Source organism: Streptomyces sp. NPDC047880 (genome assembly GCF_040706515.1).
Lineage (GTDB): Bacteria > Actinomycetota > Actinomycetes > Streptomycetales > Streptomycetaceae > Streptomyces.
In genome coordinates, this window is sequence record NZ_JBEZOK010000043.1 from 24407 (window position 1) to 43054 (window position 18648).

General features: G+C 72.7%; 5 protein-coding genes. All 5 read right to left on the reverse strand.

Annotation, left to right across the window (positions count from 1 at the left end; all coding sequences use genetic code 11):
* A complete protein-coding gene (locus AB0937_RS37605) occupies positions 1–213 on the reverse strand; it encodes an MbtH family protein (protein ID WP_366718564.1) in 213 nt (70 codons plus the stop codon).
* The gene (locus AB0937_RS37610) at positions 210–3845 is read right to left on the reverse strand and encodes an SDR family NAD(P)-dependent oxidoreductase (protein WP_366718566.1); all 3636 of its coding nucleotides are present in this window, start codon (positions 3843–3845) and stop codon (positions 210–212) included. The genes AB0937_RS37605 and AB0937_RS37610 overlap by 4 nt, the downstream gene beginning before the upstream one ends.
* Positions 3842–4630, reverse strand: coding sequence for an alpha/beta fold hydrolase (locus AB0937_RS37615; RefSeq protein WP_366718568.1), 789 nt, complete (start codon positions 4628–4630; stop codon positions 3842–3844). Before AB0937_RS37615 ends, AB0937_RS37610 begins: the two co-directional genes overlap by 4 nt.
* Before the next feature lie 60 nt (positions 4631–4690).
* Complete coding sequence (locus tag AB0937_RS37620; protein ID WP_366718570.1) at positions 4691–14716, reverse strand: amino acid adenylation domain-containing protein; 10026 nt, start codon at positions 14714–14716, stop codon at positions 4691–4693.
* Positions 14716–18648, reverse strand: a 3933-nt coding sequence (locus AB0937_RS37625; protein ID WP_366718572.1) for an amino acid adenylation domain-containing protein, incomplete at its 5' end; no start/stop codon positions are given. The genes AB0937_RS37620 and AB0937_RS37625, both read right to left, overlap by 1 nt.

An 18648-nucleotide genomic window follows, 5' to 3' on the forward strand; every position in this document is an offset into this window, starting at 1 on the left:
TTACTGCGCGTCCATCGCGGTGACGAGGCTGCGCGGACGCATGTCGGTCCAGTTGGCCTCGATGTAGGCGAGGCAGGCGTCGCGGGTGTCGGCCGGGTGGGCGGTCAGCCAGCCGGCGGGCACGTCGACGAACGTCGGCCAGAGGGAGTGCTGTCCCTCGTCGTTGACGAGCACCACGTAGGTGCCGTCCGCGTCCTCGAACGGATTGGTCATCCTCGTTCTCCTTCCAATTGCGGGGAAAGCACTGCGGCGAGAGAGCCGACAGTGGGGTGTTCGTAGAGCTGGTGCACCGACAGCCGGGCGGTCAGCGCGCTGTTGATGCGGTTCACGAGCTGCGCGGCGCGCAGCGAACTGCCGCCGAGGTCGAAGAAGCGGTCGTCGCGGCCGACATCGCCGCCGAGGACGTCGGTCCAGAGGGCGGCGAGGGCCTGTTCCAGCTCGGTGGCCGGCGGTACGAACTGCCGCCCGCCCCGTTCCAGCGCTGCGACCGCGACGGCGAGCAGCTGGTCCCGGTCGGCGGGCAACCTCTCGACGCGCAGACAGCGCATGGGGTGGTCGAGCTCCCTCGCCACCGGTGCCACGGCCGCCCGGACGTCGGCCTCGGAGGCCGGCCCGGTGTACACGACGATCGCCTCAGCGACGTGCAGGCTGTCCGGGGCGAGGACTCGCGCGATGTGCTCGTTGCGGCCGTCGAGGCCGACCAGCACGGTGGCCCGGTCCTGTCCCAGCACGGTGAGCAGCGAGTCGAGGCCCTCGTCGGGGTCGAGGGCGCGGAAGCCGCGCGCCTCGGCGGCGCCCTCGGGCGCGCCCCGGTTCATGCCCAGTCCGCTCCAGGTGCTCCATGCCAGGCAGTGCACCGGCCGGCCGCGTTCGCGGCCCCAGTGGTCGGCGAATCCATGCAGGAAGCTGTTGGCCGACGAGTAGGCCGCGAAGGAGCTTCCGCCGAATTCGCCGTTGACCGACGAGAAGAGCACGAGGGGCGTGTCAGGCCGGTCCTCCAGCAGTTCGGCGAGCGCCAGCGTGCCGGTCACCTTCGCGCGGTAGGCGTCGTGGAAGGCCCGGGGGGACTCACGGGCGACCTGGTGGAGTTCCAGTTGTGCCCACTGGCGGGAGACGTCGGCGCCGGCCAGGTGCAGCACACCGTCGAGCGGCGCTCCCCAGCGTGCCTCCGCCTCGCGCACCGCGGCCCGCAACGCGACCGGATCGGCCACGTCGAGCGCGCGGTAGGCCACGTCGCCCAGGACACTCAGGTCGTCCAGACGTTCGGCGCGCTCGCCCCGGTCGGCCGGGCTCCGTCCCACCAGCAGCAGCTTCGCGCCGTGGGCGGCCAGGAGGTATTCCGCGACCGGATGGGCGACGCCGCCGAGACCACCGGTGACGAGGTAGCGGCCGCCGGTGACGAACGCGTCCCTCCCCCGTTCCTCGAGAGCCATCGGCCGCAGCCGGGGCACCAGGCGTCGTGTGCCACGGTGGGCCACGAGGTCGGCGGCGTCGTGGCCGGCGAGTTCCGTGACGATCGCGGTGGCCCGGTCGGAGGGGTCACCCACGTCGAGCTGCCGGACGGACGCCAGCACCCGCTCCGCCGCGGCCGTCCGCAGGAGACCGGGCAGACCCGCGGTGGCGAGGTCGAGCGTGTCGCCCGCCGCCGTCCACAGACCACCGCTCGTGACCACCAGGAGCGGGGGCGCGGGATCGTGGGCGGCCAGGTCCTGGACCAGCCGCAGCACGTCGAGAGTCACGCTCTCCGCGTCGGGGCCCTGAGCCAGGTGGACAACGGCGCCGACGGGTCCGGCCGTGGAGGCACCGCCGGCCGGGGAGGTGACGAGCTCGGGGACGCCGGGTACGGCGGCGAGCTCTTCCCGGAGGGCCTCGGAGACCAGCCACGGGCCGGGGGGCAGTGCGCCGCGTTCGGCGGGAAGGTCGGTCCAGGTCCGCTCGAAGTACCAGGGGCCGTCCGGCTCGTCGCACCACTCGGCGTACTTGCCTGCGTCGAGGTCGGCGATGAGCTGGGCTCGCTGGATCTTGCCGCTGCCCGTCTTGGGGAAGTCGTCCCGCTCGACCGGGATCACCAGGTCGGGCTGCAGGCCCAGGGCCTCGGCCACCCGCGACTTGATCGCGGCGATGGTGTCGTGGACCGAGGTCCGGTCGCCGGAGGCCGGGACGAAGAAGATCACCAGTTTGTCGGTGCTGTCGCCCGCGCCGGACCAGCCGCAGGCGGCGACGTACGTGACCTCGGCGCCCTCCACTTGCTCCGCGATGGACTCCACGTCGTAGCTCAGGATGTTGGCACCCTGGACGATGATGAGGTCCTTCTCCCGGCCGGTGATGGTGAGCCGGCCCTCGTGCAGGAACGCGAGGTCGCCGGTGCTGAACCAGCCGTCTGCGGTGAACGCCTCCGCGTTCGCCTCCTCGTTGCGGAAGTAGCCCTCCATGATCGTCGGTCCCGTGATCTGGAGCCGCCCCACGTGGTCCTCGGGCAGCACATTGTCGTTCGGATCGACGATGCGCAGCCGCACGCCTGGGATCGGCGGGCCGACCTCCGTGAACGTGACGGCGTCGGGGCCGGTGGACCAGCGCAGCGCCCCGCCGAGCGAGCTCTTGTCCACCCGCAGCCGGCCTGCGTCCGGAATACCGGCGTGCAGCGTCGAGCACGTCACGCCCGAGCTGGTCTCCGACATCCCCCAGGACGGGCGCATCGCGTCGGCCGGCATTCCGTGCGCCGTGAGCAGCTCGATGAACCGGTCCGCGGTGCGGCTGACGACGGCCTCTCCGCCGTTGAGGAGATGCCTCAGCGTCGACAGGTCCCAGGACCGGCCGGTCATCGCGGCGGCACGCTCGTTGACGAGCGCGAAGGCGAAGTTGGGGGCCCAGGTGTTGGTGACGCCGTACCGGTCGATCCAGTCGAGCCAGCGCAGCGGTTCGGCGAGGAAGGCGTCGATGGTGGCGTTGACGTGCCGGCAGCGCAGCACCACGTCCCGCACGCTCCACATGATGATGCCGCCGACGTGGTCGAGCGGCATCCAGTTCAGCGCGACCTCGCCGGAATCGAACCCGCTCACCGCCGCGACGGCCCGGGTGCGGGCCAGGATGCTGCGGCTGGCGTGCCGGACCACCTTCGGCACCCCGGTGCTGCCGGAGGTGAGCAGGTGCACGACCGGGCTGTCCGGGGTCGCCGGGAACCAGTCCGTGCTCTGCGGACCGTCGCTCAGTTCCTCGACGACGGCCACCCGCAGGTCGTCCACGCCCCACAGGGCCGGCAGCTTGGCCACCGCGGGGGCGAGGGAGGCGTCGGTGAGGACGAGCGGCCGGTCCAGCAGCTGCCAGGCGTTGCGGAGCTTGGTGGTGACGGCGTTCTCACGGTCGTAACCGGGTGCGGTACCGACCGGGGTGGGCAGGTATCCGCCCAGGACGCACGCCCAGAACGCGGTGACGAAGGCACGGTTGTCGCCGAACTGGAACAGCACGGACTCGCCGGGGGCGATGCCGGTGGAGCGCAGTCCGGTGAGCAGCCGCTGTGCGTCGGCCAGCAGCCGGGAGTAGCTCTGGACGTGCTCGTCGTCACCCGTCAGATAGACGATGCCCTGGTCCGGGGCGAGTTCGGCGGCCAGCCGAAGGGCTTCCTGCAAGGTGGTGGGGAAGCCGGGGTCGGCCGGCAGGTCTCCGCCGTACGCGACGGCCGGCGGCCCCGCCGCCGCGGGCGGCGTGTCCGCAGTGCGGGGTGCGGCCGGGCGCACCCGGTCGAGCCGGGCCTCACTGCGCAGCACGGGCGCGGCCTCGTCCACCCCCGTGACGGATTCGGCCGCCGCCCGCAGCAGCGCAACGGCGTCGTGTCCGGGCATCGTCATCGGTTCCGCCCCCCATGGCCGCTGTACGCGGGTTCACGGCCCAGCAGCGTGCTGCCCAGGACCGCGGCGAGCTCCGCCTCGGAGTCGTTGAGATAGAAGTGGCCGCCGGGGAAGACCTCGACGGAGAACGCCCCGGTGGTCTGCTCCTCCCACGCCCGAAGACCACTGACGGGGGCGCGCGGGTCGGTGTCCCCGCCGAGTGCGGTGACCGGTATGGAAAGCGGCTGGTCGGGGCGGTGCCGGTGGTTCTCCCAGAGGGTGAAGTCGGCACGCAGCGTCGGCAGCAGCAGCTTCATCAGCTCCGGGTCGGTGAACACCCCGTCCGACGTGCCGTCCAGGCTCCGCAGAGCGGCGCTGAAGTCGTCATCGGGCAGCCGGTGCAGCTGCGGCGCGGCGACGTCGTGTCCCGGGGCCGACTGCCCGGACAGGAACAGGTGCCCGGGCTGGGTGCCGCGCTTGCGCAGTGCCCTGGCCAGTTCGAACGCCAGCAGCGCACCGCCGCTGTGGCCGAAGAACGCATACGGGCCCTGGAGATAGGGCCGCAGCGCCACGGCGACCATGCGGACCGCCACGTCGACGGACGCGGGGTGCGGTTCGCCGACGCGGTCCTCGCGGCCGGGCAGTTGCACGGCCACGATTTCCACTTCCGCCGGGAAAAGGTCCGGCCACGCGGCGAAGGCGCTCGCCCCTGCTCCCGCGTGCGGAAAGCAGAACAGACGGACCCTCCGGTTCGACCGCCGGGCACGGCGGACGAATGGAGTTTCTGCTATGAGCCTGTCAGGCATGACCGAGCCGCCTCGAAATCTGCGGGACAACAGGAATACGTCGCACGGTATGGAGCCGCCTTATCGGTCCTCTATTACGGTCATTTCCGGGCCGCATTCGAAGGACTGGGCGATACGTGTGGCCACGTCGCGCAGCAGGGCCGGCTCCAGGAGATCGTCGTGCCCGCACATGAACGGGGTGACCTTCAGCTCCCCGTCCACGTAGGGAGCCCAGGCGGAGGCCAGCTTCGCGGCCCCCTCCTCCCCGCCCGAGGTGAACAGGGCGACCTCCCCCTTGTACGCGACGGGCCGGTGCGCCGTGACCACCATGATCGTGTTGACCATGACGTCGAAGAGCCGCTCGTCGGCCGCGCCGCCGAGGACCTCTCCGACCAGGCCCAGTCCCCGCGCCCGCTGTTCCGCCTCGTCGCCCCGGTCTTCAGGGTCACCGCCCGCGTCGTCGCTCAGGACGGCGAGCACGTCGGCGGCAGTGAGCAGCCGCTGTTCCTCCACCGGGCCCTCCTGTGCGGGGTCGCCCGGCCGGGAGTCCATGACGGCCAGCAGGGCCACCTGCTCGCCCTGCTCCTGCAGGGTGGTGGCGATGGCGTGCGCGATGTTGCCACCGGTCGAGTACCCCAGCAGGTGGTACGGGCCCTGCGGCTGGACGGTGCGTATCTGCTCGACGGCTTCGAGCGCCCACGCGGCCAGCGAGTCCGGCAGCGGTCCCGGGCCGTCGAGTCCCCACGCCTGCAGGCCGTACAGGCCCACGTCCTCGGGCAGCCCGCGCAGGAGTCCTGCGTAGCACCAGCTCAGGCCGAGCGACGGCGGAGCGCAGAACAGGGAGGGGCGGTCGCCACCACGGCGCAGCACCACCATGGGGCCGGTGTCGTCGGCGGTGTCCAGGCGCGCGGCGAGCAGGGCCGGGGTGGGCGCCTCGAAGAGCGTCCGGACGTCCGCCACGACGTCGAGCGCGGTGCTGATCCGGGTGGCGAGACGCATCGCGAGCAGCGAGTGGCCACCGAGCTCGAAGAAGTTCGCGTCGACGCCGACCCGGGGCAGTTCGAGGGCTTCCGCGAAGAGGCCGCAGAGCAGTTCCTCGCGCAGGCTGCGCGGATCGCGCCCGGCCGTCGCCGCACTCACCTCCGGTACGGGCAGGGCCTTGCGGTCGAGCTTGTTGCTGGGACTCAGCGGCAGGCCTTCCAGCACCATGACCACACCGGGCACCATGTGTGCCGGCAGCTCCACGGCGAGCCGACTGCGCAGTTCCCCCGGGTCCAGCCGTACCCCGGGGGCCGGTACGGCGTAGCCGACGAGCCGGTCGGCGTGGACGGCCGCGGCGGCATGGGTGACACCGGGCTGCTCGGCGAGCGCGGACTCGATCTCGCCCAGCTCGATCCGCAGGCCGCGAAGCTTCACCTGCGTGTCGGCCCGGCCGACGAACACCAGCCGGCCGTCGCGGTCCCACCGGACGAGGTCGCCGGTGCGGTACATCCGGGCGCCGGGTGCGAACGGGTTCGCGACGAACCTCTCGGCGGTCAGGGCGGGGCGGTGGAGGTAGCCGCGGGCCAGGCCGGGGCCGGTCGTGTACAGCTCTCCCGCCACTCCGGGCGGGACGGGCCGCAGGTGCCGGTCGAGCACGTACACACCGGCGTTGGCGATGGGCCGGCCGATCGGGACCGGCTGCCGGCCGGGAGCGTCGTACACCCAGGACGCGACGTCGACGGTCGCCTCGGTCGGGCCGTACGCGTTGACGAGCCTGCGGCCTTGGGACCAGTGCGCGATCACATCCGCCGCAGGCACGTCGCCGCCGGTGATGATCACCCGCAGGGCGGGCAGCGCGATCCGCGGCAGGCCGGACATCACGGCCGGGGTGAGGTGCGCCTGCGTGATGCGCCGGTCGGCGAGGAACGCGGCGAGTTCGTCGCCGGCCAGGAGGCCCGGGGGGATCACGAGGCAGGAGCCGGTGAGCAGGGCGAGGCACAGCTCGGAGACGCTCGCGTCGAAGCTCGGGGAGATGAGCTGTGCGACGCGGTTGCCCGTCCCGGCTTCATAGCGCTCGGCCTGGTTGGCGACCAGGCCCGCGATACCGAGGTGCGACACCACGACGCCCTTGGGGCGGCCCGTCGATCCGGAGGTGTAGATGACGTACGCGGCGTCGTCGAGGTGCCGGGCGACGACCGGTTCCGTGCCGGGGAGCCCGTCCGGGACCGGGAAGGAAGCGGGCGAGAGCTCGCACACCGGCCGGGCGTCGTCGAGCATGAACGCGATCCGCTCGGCCGGGTAGTCCGGGTCGACCGGCAGGTACGCGGCTCCCGCCTTCAGCGTCGCCAGCACGGCGATCACCAGGTCGGCCGATCGGGGCAGCCGCAGCGCGACGACCTCCCCCGGTCCCGCGCCCCGCTCGCGCAGCAGGTGCGCGAGCCGGTTGGCGCGCAGGTCCAGCTCGGCATAGCTGAGCGTCTCGGCACCGTGCTGTACGGCCGGATGGTCCGGCGTACGGGCCACCTGCCGTGCGAAGAGCTCCGGCCAGGTGAGCGCGGGCACGTCGCGGGCGGTGTCGTTCCACCCCTCGAGGATCTGCCGGCCCAGCTCCGGACCGAGGATCTCCAGCCTGTCCAACGGCGCATCCGGCTCGGCCACGGCCGCGGCGAGCAGCCGGACCAGGGAGTCGGCCAGGCCCCGGGCGGTCTCCGGGTCGAACAGGTCGGTGGCGTACCGCACGATCCCGTTCAGCCCGGAGGTCTCGTCCTCCTCCAGGACGAACGCCAGGTCCACCTTGGCGGATTCCGAGTCGACCGGCTCCCCGCGGACCACCAGGCCCGGGAGTTCCGGCTCCGAGACATCGAGGTTCTGCAGGGTGAGCATCACCTGGAACAGGGGGTGGTGGGCCAGCGAGCGGGCCGGGTTGAGCACCTCGACGAGCCGCTCGAACGGCACATCCTGGTGGGCGAACGCGGCCAGGTCGGTCTCCCGCACACGGTCGAGGAGCTCGTGCAAGGTGGGGCTGCCGGAGACGTCGGTGCGCAGCACGACCGTGTTGACGAAGAAGCCGACCAGCTCACGGGCCGCCTCCTCGTCGCGTCCGGCGACCGCGCAGCCGAGCGGGATGTCCGTGCCGCTGCCGTACCGGGTGAGCAGGGCGGCGAGGGCGGCCTGCAGCACCATGAACACGCTGGCGTGCCGACGGCGGGCCAGGTCCGCGACGGCGCGGTACAGGTCGGGGCCGATCGTCAGCGGCACCGAGCCGCCACGGTGGCTGAGTGCGGCCGGCCGGGGCCGGTCGACGGGCAGGTCCAGCAGGTCGGGCGCACCCGCGAGGGTGTCGCGCCAGAACGCGGTCTGGCGGGCCAGCACGCTGTCCGGGTCGCCCTCCTCTCCGAGGATCTCCTGCTGCCAGACGGCGTAGTCGGCGTACTGCACCGCGAGCGGAGTCCACTGCGGGGCGTGCCCGGCGCGGCGGGCCTCGTACGCAGTGGCCAGGTCGCGCAGCAGCGGTCCCATCGACCAGCCGTCGCTGACGATGTGGTGGACGAGCACGAGCAAGACGTGTTCGTCGCCGCTCCGGGAGAAGAGCCAGCAGCGGATGGGGAGTTCGCGGTCGAGCTCGAAGGCGTACCCGGCAGCGGCGGCGATGCCGTCGCCTGCCACCTCCTCCAGGACCGGTTCTCCGGTCACGATCCGCTGGTACGGCACGCCCGACTCGTCACCGAAGACGGTGCGCAGGCTCTCGTGCCGTCCCACCACGTCGGCGAGGGCGGCTCGCAGCGCGGCCCGGTCGACCCGACCGGTGAGCCGCAGCGCCAGCGGGACGTTGTACGTGGGCGACGGGCCCTCGAAGCGGTACATGAACCACAGACGGCGCTGGGCTGCCGACAAGGGCACCCGCTCAGGCCGCGGGCGCGGGGTGAGCGCGGGGCGGGGCCGCCCGGCGGCCGGCCCCGGCTCGGCGATCCGCGCGGCGAACCCGGCGACGGTGGGTGCCTCGAAGAGGGTTCGGATGCCGACGTCGACGCCGAGCTCGTCACGGACGCGGGCGACGACCCGGGCGGCGAGCAGCGAGTGCCCGCCGAGGTCGAAGAAGACGTCGTCGACGCCGACCGAGGGCACGCCCAGGCTCTCGGCGAAGATCGTGCAGAGGGCTTCCTCGCGGGCGTCCCGGGGGCCCTGGACGGACGTGACCGCCGCTTCGGGTTCGGGCAGCGCGTCCCGGTCCAGCTTTCCGTTTGCGGTGAAGGGCAGTCGGTCCATCGCCACGTACGCGGACGGCGCCATGTACTCGGGAAGCTGCTCGGCGGCGTACGCCCGCACGGCCGCCAGGTCGAGCCCGGCGGGCGTCACGTACGCGACGAGGCGCTTGTCACCCGGCCTGTCCTCGCGCAGCACGACGGCGGCGTGCGACACGTCCGGGTGCTTGCCGACGGCCGACTCGACTTCGCCGAGCTCGATCCGGAAGCCCCGCAGCTTCACCTGGTGGTCGACACGAGCGACGAACTCCAGTTCGCCGTGCCGGTTCCACCGGCCGAGGTCGCCGGAGCGGTACATCCGCGACCCCGGAGGGCCGTACGGGTCGGCGACGAACTTGGCCGCGGTGAGGCCGAGCCGGTTGAGGTAGCCGCGGGTGACCAGGTCGCCCGCGATGTAGAGCTCGCCCGTCACTCCGACGGGCAACGGCCGCAGCCGCGCGTCGAGCACGTACATCCGGGTGTTCCAGACCGGCCGGCCGATGGTGATGACACCACTGGGAACGGCGTGGCCGGGGGCGATGCGGAATTGGGTGCAGCCCACGGTCGTCTCCGTGGGCCCGTACTCGTTGACCACGGTCACGCCGGGGTGCCGACTGCGCCACTCGTCGAGCAGCTCACCCATCAACGACTCGCCTCCGAGAACCAGTTGCTCGGTCGGGGAGAACGAGTCCGGCAGGTTCAGCAGCAACGAGAGGTGGCTCGGCGTGGCCTTGACGAAGGCGGGGCGCGTGCCCGGGGCGTCGCCGTTCAGGTCGACGAGGTCCACGGCACCACCCGCGGTCAGGGGCGCGAAGACGCCGGTGACGGTGAGGTCGAAGGAGATCGGCGAGTGCACGAGCGCGCCGCGCTCGACGGAGTCGTAGGCGTTCCGGGCCCATGCCAGGTACGAGTTGAGCGACCGGTGCTCGACCACGACGCCCTTCGGCCTGCCGGTGGAACCGGAGGTGAAGATCACGTACGCGGCGGCGCTGTCCGGTACGAACCCCGGCAGTGGCTGCGTCCGCGCGGCGTCGCCGCCGGCGTCCGGGGAGAGGTCCGCATCCAGGTGGAGGCGCGGACGCGCACCGGGAAGCTCGGTCGTCGTGGTGGTCAGCACCAGCACCGGATCGACGTCGTCGAGCACGAAGTCGAGCCGGTCGGCCGGGTGCTCCGGGTCCAGCGGCAGGTAGGCCGCCCCGGCCCGGAAGACGGCGAGCACCGCCACCACGAGGTCGACGGACTTCGGCAGGGCGATCGCCACGAAGGTCTCCGGGCGGGCACCCCGTGCGACCAGGAGCCGGGCGAGGCGTTCGACGCGGTCGGCCAATTCGGCGTAGGTGACGCGGTCGTCCCCGCACACCACGGCGACGGCTTCGGGGGTCCGGGCCGCCTGCGCGGCGAACAGCTCCGGCACGGTCGTCCGGGGTACGTCGTGCCCCGGCTCGTTCCAGCCGGTCAGAACACTGTGGCGTTCTTCGTCGGACAGGATCGGCAGATCGCCGACCGGCAGGTCCGGGTCGGCCGCGGCCGCGGTGAGCAGACGGACCAGACGGTCGGCCATCGCCTGCACGGTCTCGGCCTCGAACAAGTCGGTGGCGTACTGGATCGCACCGTGCAGGCCGTCCGGACGGCCGTCCCCGGTGTGCTCCTCGGCGAGGAAGAAGGACAGGTCGAGCTTGGCGGTGTCCGCGCCGACCTGCTCGCGGACCACGTCGAGGCCGGCCATGTCGAAGTCTCCGCCGGCGGTGTTGGCGAACGTCAGCATGACCTGGAACAACGGGTGGTGGGCGAGCGACCTGGCCGGATTGAGCACCTCGACCAGCCGCTCGAACGGCACGTCCTGGTGGGAGTACGCGGCGAGATCCGCGGTGCGGACGCGGCCCAGCAGTTCGGCGAAGGACGGGTCGCCCGAGACGTCGGTGCGCAGCACCAGGGTGTTGACGAAGAATCCGACGAGATCGTCCAGCGTCTCGTCCGTGCGGCCGGCGATCGCAGTGCCCAGGGGGATGTCGGTGCCCGCTCCCATGCGGGTCAGCAGGGTCGCGATACCTGCCTGGACCACCATGAACAGGCTCGCCTGGTGGGCCCTGGCCAGTGCCACGAGCGACGCGTGGGTGTCGGCGGGCACGGTCAGCTCCACGACACCGCCGCCGTTCCCGGCGACCGCGGGACGCGGGTGGTCGGTGGGCAGTTCGAGCAGTTCGGGGGCGCCGGCCAGCGTCGTCCGCCAGTACGCGAGCTGACGGGCGATCAGGCTGTCCGGGTCCTCCTCACCGGCGAGGAGTTCGTGCTGCCACAGGGCGAAGTCCGCGTACTGCACGCGCAGTGCCGGCCAGGCGGGGCTCTCGCCGGCGCAGCGGGCCGCGTACGCGGTGGCGAGGTCGGTCGCGAGCGGGGCCGCGGACCAGCCGTCACCGGCGATGTGGTGCAGGAGCAGCAGCAGGGTGTGCTCGTCGGGGCCGGACTCGAAGAGCGTGACGCGCAGTGGGGCCTCCCGCTCGAGGTGGAAGCTGTACCCGGCCGCCGCGTCGAGCGCCTCCGGGGAGAAGCGTTCCACCCGCAGGTCGACTTCGGCGGGCAGGACGCGCTGGTAGGGCGTGCCCGCGAAGTCGGGGAAGGCTGTCCGCAGGGCCTCGTGCCGCTCGACCACGTCGGTGATCGCGGCCTGCAGCGCGGACCGGTCCAGCCGGCCGGTCAGGCGCAGCGCGATCGGCAGGTTGTACGTGGCGGCGGGCCCCTCCAGCCGGTACAGGAACCAAAGGCGTCGCTGCGCGTACGACAGCGGCGGGTGCTCCGGCCGCGCACCGACGCGGATCGGCGGGCGGGCGGTGGCCGCTGTGTCGAGGCGGGCGGCTATCCCGGCCGGGGTCGGCGCCTCGAACAGCGCGCGGATCGGCAGCTCGACGGCGAACGTGGAGCGAATGCGGCTGACCAGCCGGGTGGCGAGCAGGGAGTGCCCGCCGAGCGCGAAGAAGTCGTCGTCGACGCCGGTCCGCCGCAGGCCGAGCACCTCGGCGAACAGGCCGCAGAGGATCTCCTGCTGCGGCGTCGCCGCGGCTCGGGCCGCGGGGGCGGTCCCGAACTCGGGGGCGGGCAGCGCGGCGGTGTCGAGCTTGCCGCTGGGGGTCAGCGGCAGGGCGTCGAGGAGCACGATCGCGCCGGGCACGAGCACCTCGGGCAGCCTCGCGGCGAGGTGCTCCCGGACCGTGCGGATCAGGTCGTCGCCGGCTCGGTCGTCCCCGGCGGGGACGACGTACGCGACGAGACGCTCGTCGCACACGGTGACGACGGCCTGGCCCACCTCGGGCAGTTCGGCCGCGGTGGCCCGGATCTCGTCGAGCTCGATCCGGACGCCGCGCACCTTGACCTGGCGGTCGGCGCGGCCGGCGAACTGGAGGGAACCGTCGGGGTTCCACCGCCCCAGGTCGCCGGAGCGGTACATCCGCGACCCTGCCGGGCCGAACGGGTCGGCCACGAACCGCTCCGCGCTGAGGCCCGGCCGGTTCAGGTAGCCGTGCGCGAGCTGGACGCCCGCAAGGTAGAGCTCTCCCACGACGCCGGGCGGAACCGGGCGCAGCGCCCGGTCGAGAACGTAGACGCGGGTGTTCCACACGGGAAAGCCGATCGGCGCGTTGCCCGGGCCTGTCTCCTGGCCGCCGTCCCACGCCGTGACGTCGACGGTGGCCTCGGTCGGGCCGTACAGATGGTGCAGCGGGACGCCGAGCAGGTCGCGGAAGCTGCGGCGCAGGTCCGCGGGCAGGGCCTCGCCGCCGCAGAACACGCGGCGCAGGCTGGTGCAGCCGGCGGTCTGCGGTGTCTGCACGAAGGCCGAGAGCATCGCGGGGATGAAGTGGACCGTCGTCACGCGTTCGGCCTGGATCAGCTCGGCGAGGTACTCGGGGTCCCGGTGCCCGTCCGGCTTGGCCATCACCATCGTGGCGCCCTGCAGCAGCGGCCAGAAGAACTCCCAGACCGACACGTCGAAGCTGGTGGCGGTCTTCTGCAGCACCCGGTCGTCGGCGGCCAGGGGGTAGGCGCGCTGCATGCCGTCGAGCCGGTTCACGACCGCGGCGTGCGGGATGACGACGCCCTTGGGGCGGCCCGTCGAGCCGGAGGTGTACATGACGTACGCCGGGTCGGACGGGTGCAGCGGACGCAGCCGGTCGGCGTCGGTGAGCGGGGTGTCCTCGTACCCCTCCGTGTCCGTGCCGGCCAGGTACGCGCTGTCCAGCACGCAGATCGGGGCGGCGTCGGCGAGCATGTAGGCGATGCGGTCGGCCGGGTAGCCGACGTCCACCGGCAGGTACGCCGCACCCGTCTTCACGATGGCGAGCAGCCCGACGAGGAGGTCCACCGAGCGGGGCGCGGCAAGGGCCACGAGCTCGCCCGGACCCGCGCCCCGCTCGACGAGGTGGCGGGCCAGCCGGTTGGCCCGCGCGTGCAGTTCCCCGTACGCGACCTCCTCGCCCTCCACGATGAGGGCGACCCGGTCGGGCGTGCGGACCGCCTGGGCGTCGAGAAGCCCGGGCAGGACCGCGGCGGGCAGTTCGAGACCCGTGGCATTCCACGTCTCGACGACCTGTTCCCGCTCGGCGGGCAGGGTCACGTCGATGCGGCCGACGAGAAGGTCGGGGTCGGTGGCGACGGTTTCCAGGATCTGGAGGAACCGGGCGGCGATGGCGGTGCCCTGCGCCCTGTCGAACTGCTCGGGACGGATGTCGAGCCGGACGACGAGACGATCTCCCGCGATGCCGGTGATGAGGCTGAGCGGGTAATGGGTCGCGCCGCCGCCGTCGACGTCGGCGATCTTGAGCTTCCCCGACGGGCTCTCCTCCGAGTCCTCGAAGGGGTAGTTCTCGAAGACGAGGATCGAGTCGAAGAGCTCTCCCAATCCTGCCGCCCGCTGGATCTCGGCGAGGCTGACGTGATGGTGGTCGAGCAGGTTGCCCTGCCGGCGCTGGAGGTCACCGACGACCTCGGCGAACGTCGCGGCGGGGTCCAGCCCGACGCGTACCGGGAGCGTGTTGATGAAGGAGCCGATCATGGCCTCCACGCCGGGCAGATCGGCCGGGCGACCGGAGACCGTGGCGCCGAAGACCACGTCGCTGCGGCCGGTGAGCTGCCCGAGCACCATCGCCCAGGCGCCCTGAACCAGGTTGTTCACGGTCAGGCCGCGGTCTGCCGCCATCCGGACCAGGCGGGCCGTGGTCCCGGGCGAGAGCTCGGCGGCGATCCGCTCGGGCAGCACCTTGCCCGCGGGAGCGCCGGGAGCCACCGCGGTCGGCCCGTCCAGGCCGGCGAGGGCCGTCCGCCACGCCTCCGCGCCGGCGTCCGCGTCCTGCCGGGCGAGCCAGCCCAGGTAGTCCCGGTACGGGGTGACCCGGGCCAGCCCGTCGGTGCTGCCCCCCGACTCGTAGACCTCGAAGAGCTCGTTGACCAGCAGGGGCGCCGACCAGCCGTCGAGCAGGATGTGGTGGTTGGTCACCACGAGCCGGTGCTCTTCCGGACCGAGGTGGACCAGGCTGAACCGGATCAGCGGCGGCCGGCCGAGGTCGAACCGGGTGGCTCGTTCGGTCGTCAGGAACGCGTCCAGTTCCTCGGCCCGAAGGGTCGACTCGGACCAGCCGGGCTTCACGTCCCGGGGGATGATCTGCATCGGCCGGCCGTTCGCCCGCATCCGGAAACCGGCCCTGAGGTTGGCGTGCCGCTGCAGGACTGCTTCGGCGCTGTGGCGCAGCAGGGCCCCGTCCACCTCACCGGACAGCGCCAGCACGAGCTGGGTGTTGTAGACGTCGACGGCCTCGTCGTCATAGAGGGAGTGGAAGAGCAGACCCTCCTGCAAAGGTGTCAGCGGCAGTACGTCTTCGAGGCGCGAGCGCTTCATTACCAATCCCCCAGTTCAGCCTCGAGGCTGTCGATCTCGCTCTGTGTCAGGTCGTCGCTCAGGTCGGACGGCGTCAGTCCGACCGCGTCCGGCCGCTCGTCCGCGAGTGCGGTGAGCGCGTCGAACCATGCGTGTGCAAGCCGCCGTACCTCGGACTCGGCAAGCAGTCCGGATGCCCAGGTCCAGGTGGCGACGAGGTGCGGACGGCCCTCGTGGTTCTCGGTGACTGCGGTGATCTCCACCGCGTGTGTCATCGGCATCTCGGGCGACCGCGGCGCGGGCGTCGGCCCGTCGACGGTCTGCCAGTCACCCGCGTCGTCGCCGTCGGTGTACCGGCCCAGGTAGTTGAAGCCGATCTGCGGCGCGACGGCCAGGCCTGGCTCGCCCTTCAGATGGCGCAGGATGCCGTATCCGACGCCGTTGTCCGGGAACAGGCGCATCTGCTCCTTGACCTGCTTGAGCCGGTCGGTGGGCGTGCGGCCCTCCGGGTCGAGCCGGACGGGGTAGAGGCTGGTGAACCAGCCGACCGTCCGGGAGGTGTCCACCCCGTCGGCGACGTGTTCCCGTCCGTGCCCCTCGAGGTCGACGAGGACCGGTCCCGCGCCGCGTCCTGCCACGACCGCCGTCGCCAGCCCGCACAGCAGTGCGTCGGTGACGTTGCCGTTGACGCTCGCCGGGATCCTGGTGAGCAGCGCCTCGGTGACGTCCGGTGCGAGGGTGAGCTCGATCTCCCGGGCGGTGGCGGCGGTGTCGACCGCCGGGTCCAGCCGGCGGGTGCCGAGGAGCGGCTCCGCCGTCGCGGCGATCTCCTGCCACACCGGAAGCTCGGCCCGCCGGTCCGCCGCCTGCAGGTGCCCGGCCCAGGTCCGGTACGACGTGGCGACGGGGGCGAGTTCGGGAGCCCGGCCCGCTGCGGCCGCCTCGTACGCGGCGGCGAGGTCGGGCAGCAGTATCTGCCACGACACCGCGTCGACGACGAGGTGGTGCAGGACGATCAGCAGCGTGCCCGGCTCGTCGGGTCCGGCATCGAACCAGACGAACCGTGAGACCTCACCGGCTGCCGGGGACAGTTCCCGGCGGGCCGTCTCCGCGGCCCGGCCGTCGCCCCGGCCGACGCGCCTGACCGAGACCGGTACGGTGCCGCGCTCGCGCACCTCGTACGTGCCGTGGTGGTGGCGCAGGCGCAGGACGTCGTGGTGGTCGATCAGGGCCTGGGCGGCCCGGACCAGTGCCTGCTCGTCGAGGCCTGCCGGGACGCGTACGGTCATCGACTGGTTGAAACCGTCGGTGGCCTCGTACTGCTCCAGCCAGCGCATGATCGGTGTGGGCGCGAACGTGCCCGTGCCGGCCTCCCGGTCTTCCGTCGTGGTCGGAACCGCTGTGGCCACCCGGGCCAGAAGGGCGGGAGTCCGCTCCCTGAAGACGTCGCGGGCCGAGACGAGCAGCCCGCCCGCGCGGGCGCGGCTGACCACCTGGATCGACATGATGCTGTCGCCCCCGAGGTCGAAGAAGCTTTCGTCGGGGTCGACTCGGGGCAGGTCGAGGACGTCGGCGAAGATCCGGCAGAGCAGTTCCTCGCGGGCGTCGGCGGGCCGGCGGCCGCTGCCGCCGGTGGTGGCCCACCGCGGTGCGGGGAGCGCTGCCCGGTCGACCTTGCCGTTGGGCGTCAGCGGGACCTCGTCCAGGACCACCAGGGCGGCCGGGACCATGTAGTCCGGCAGTCCGGTGGCGATCTGTGCCCGCACGGCCACCGGGTCCGCGTCGCCGACGTAGTAGGCCACCAGACGCCGGTCACCCGGACGATCCTCACGCACCACCGCGGTCGCCCGGCCCACACCAGCCACCGCGTTGAGGGCGGACTCCACCTCACCGAGCTCGATGCGGAAGCCGCGCAGCTTCACCTGCGTGTCCGCCCGGCTCTGGTACTCCAGCTCTCCGTCGGCGGTCCACCGCACGAGGTCGCCGGTGCGGTACATCCGCGAGCCCGCGGGGCCGAACGGATCGGCGAGGAACCGCCCGGCCGTCAGCGACGGGCGGCCCAGGTAGCCACGGGCCAGACCCGCACCCGCCACGTACAGCTCGCCGGTGACGCCGGGAGCCACCGGACGCAGAGCCGCGTCCAGCACGTACACCCGGGTCCCCACGATCGGACGGCCGATCGGTGGCACGATCTCGCCCGACAGCGGCGCGCTCATGGTGGCGCACACGGTCGTCTCGGTCGGACCGTAGGCGTTGATCATGCGGCGCCCCTCGGACCAGCGGGCCACCAGCTCCGGCGGGCACGCCTCGCCCGCCACGACGACCGTCGCGCCGGCCGGCAGCGCGTCGTCCGGCAGCACCGCCAGCGCCGTCGGCGGCAGGGTCACGTGCGTCACGTCCTGCCCGGCGCAGAGTGCGGCCAGGTCGGGTCCCGGCATCAGCCGCTCCGCCGGGGCGACCACCAGGGTCGCTCCGGACAGCAGCCCCATCACGATCTCCCAGGCCGCCGCGTCGAAGCTCAGTGCCGCGAACTGCAGCACCCGGCTGCCCGGGCCCACACCGAACGCGTCCTGCTGGGCACGGGCCAGGGAGGCGATGCCGCCGTGCGGCACGACCACGCCCTTGGGCCGGCCCGTCGACCCCGACGTGTAGATCACATAGGCCGGGTGGTCCGCACGCAGCTCCACCTGCGGAGCCACGGGCGGCTTCGGTTCGCCGACGAGTCCGTCCACCAGCACCACCGGCACCCCGCACTCACCGAGCCCCGGCAGCGTCGCGCTGTCGGTGACCAGCAGTGCCGGCCGGGAGTCCGACAGCATGTACGCCACCCGGTCCGCCGGGTAGTCCGGGTCCACCGGCACGTACGCGCCACCGGCCCGCAGCACCGCCAGCAGCGACACCACCAGGTCCACCGAGCGCGGCAGCGCCACGGCCACCACGGACTCCGGCCCCACACCGCACGAGGCGAGGTGCCCGGCGAATGCGTCCACACGCGCCGCCAGCTCGCCGTACGTCAACGCGACCTCTTCGAACGCCAGCGCGGGCGCCGAGGGGTCCGCCGCGACCCGAGCCGCGAACAGCTCCGGGAACGCCAGGCCGTCACTCGCCTCACCGCAGGACGCGGGACCTGCCCACTCCTCCAGGACCCGGCCGCGCTCGGCGGCCGACAGCACGTCGACCGCCGCGACCGGGCCGTCCACATCCGCGAGCAGCCCCTCCAGCACCCGGACGAACCGCTCGCCCAGACCGTGCGCGCTCGCCTCGTCGAACAGGTCCGAGGCGTACTGGACCTCTCCACTGAGCCCGTCGGGGGTTTCCTCCAGGTGGAAGGTCAGGTCGAACTTGGCCACGCCGAGGTCGGCGCCCTCGAAGGCGGCGTCCAGGCCGGGAAGGCCGAAGGCTGCCTCGGCGTTGTTGTCGAAGACCACCATGACCTGGAACAGCGGGTGGTGGGCCAGCGAGCGCTGCGGGCTGACGACCTCGACCAGGCGCTCGAACGGCACGTCCTGGTGCGCGTACGCGGCCAGGTCCGTCTCACGCACCCGGGCCAGCAGCTCTCGCACCGACGGGTCGCCCGACACATCCGTGCGCAGCACCAGCGTGTTCACGAAGAACCCGATCAGACCGTCCAGAGCCTGGTCGGACCGGCCCGCCACGACGGTGCCCAGCGGCACGTCCGTACCCGCGCCCATGCGTGACAGCAGCACCGCGACAGCGGCCTGCACCACCATGAACGGCGTCACCCCGCACTCACGGGCCACCGCCAGCAGACGACCGTGCAACTCGGCGCCCGTCTCGAAGCGGGCCACCCCGCCGCGGTACGAGGGAGTCTGCGGGCGCGGCCGGTCGAGGGGAAGTTCGATCAGTTCGGGTGCGCCGGCGAGTGCGGTGCGCCAGTACTCGATCTGCCGGCCCGCCGTGCTCGTCGGGTCACTCTCGTCACCCAGTACCTC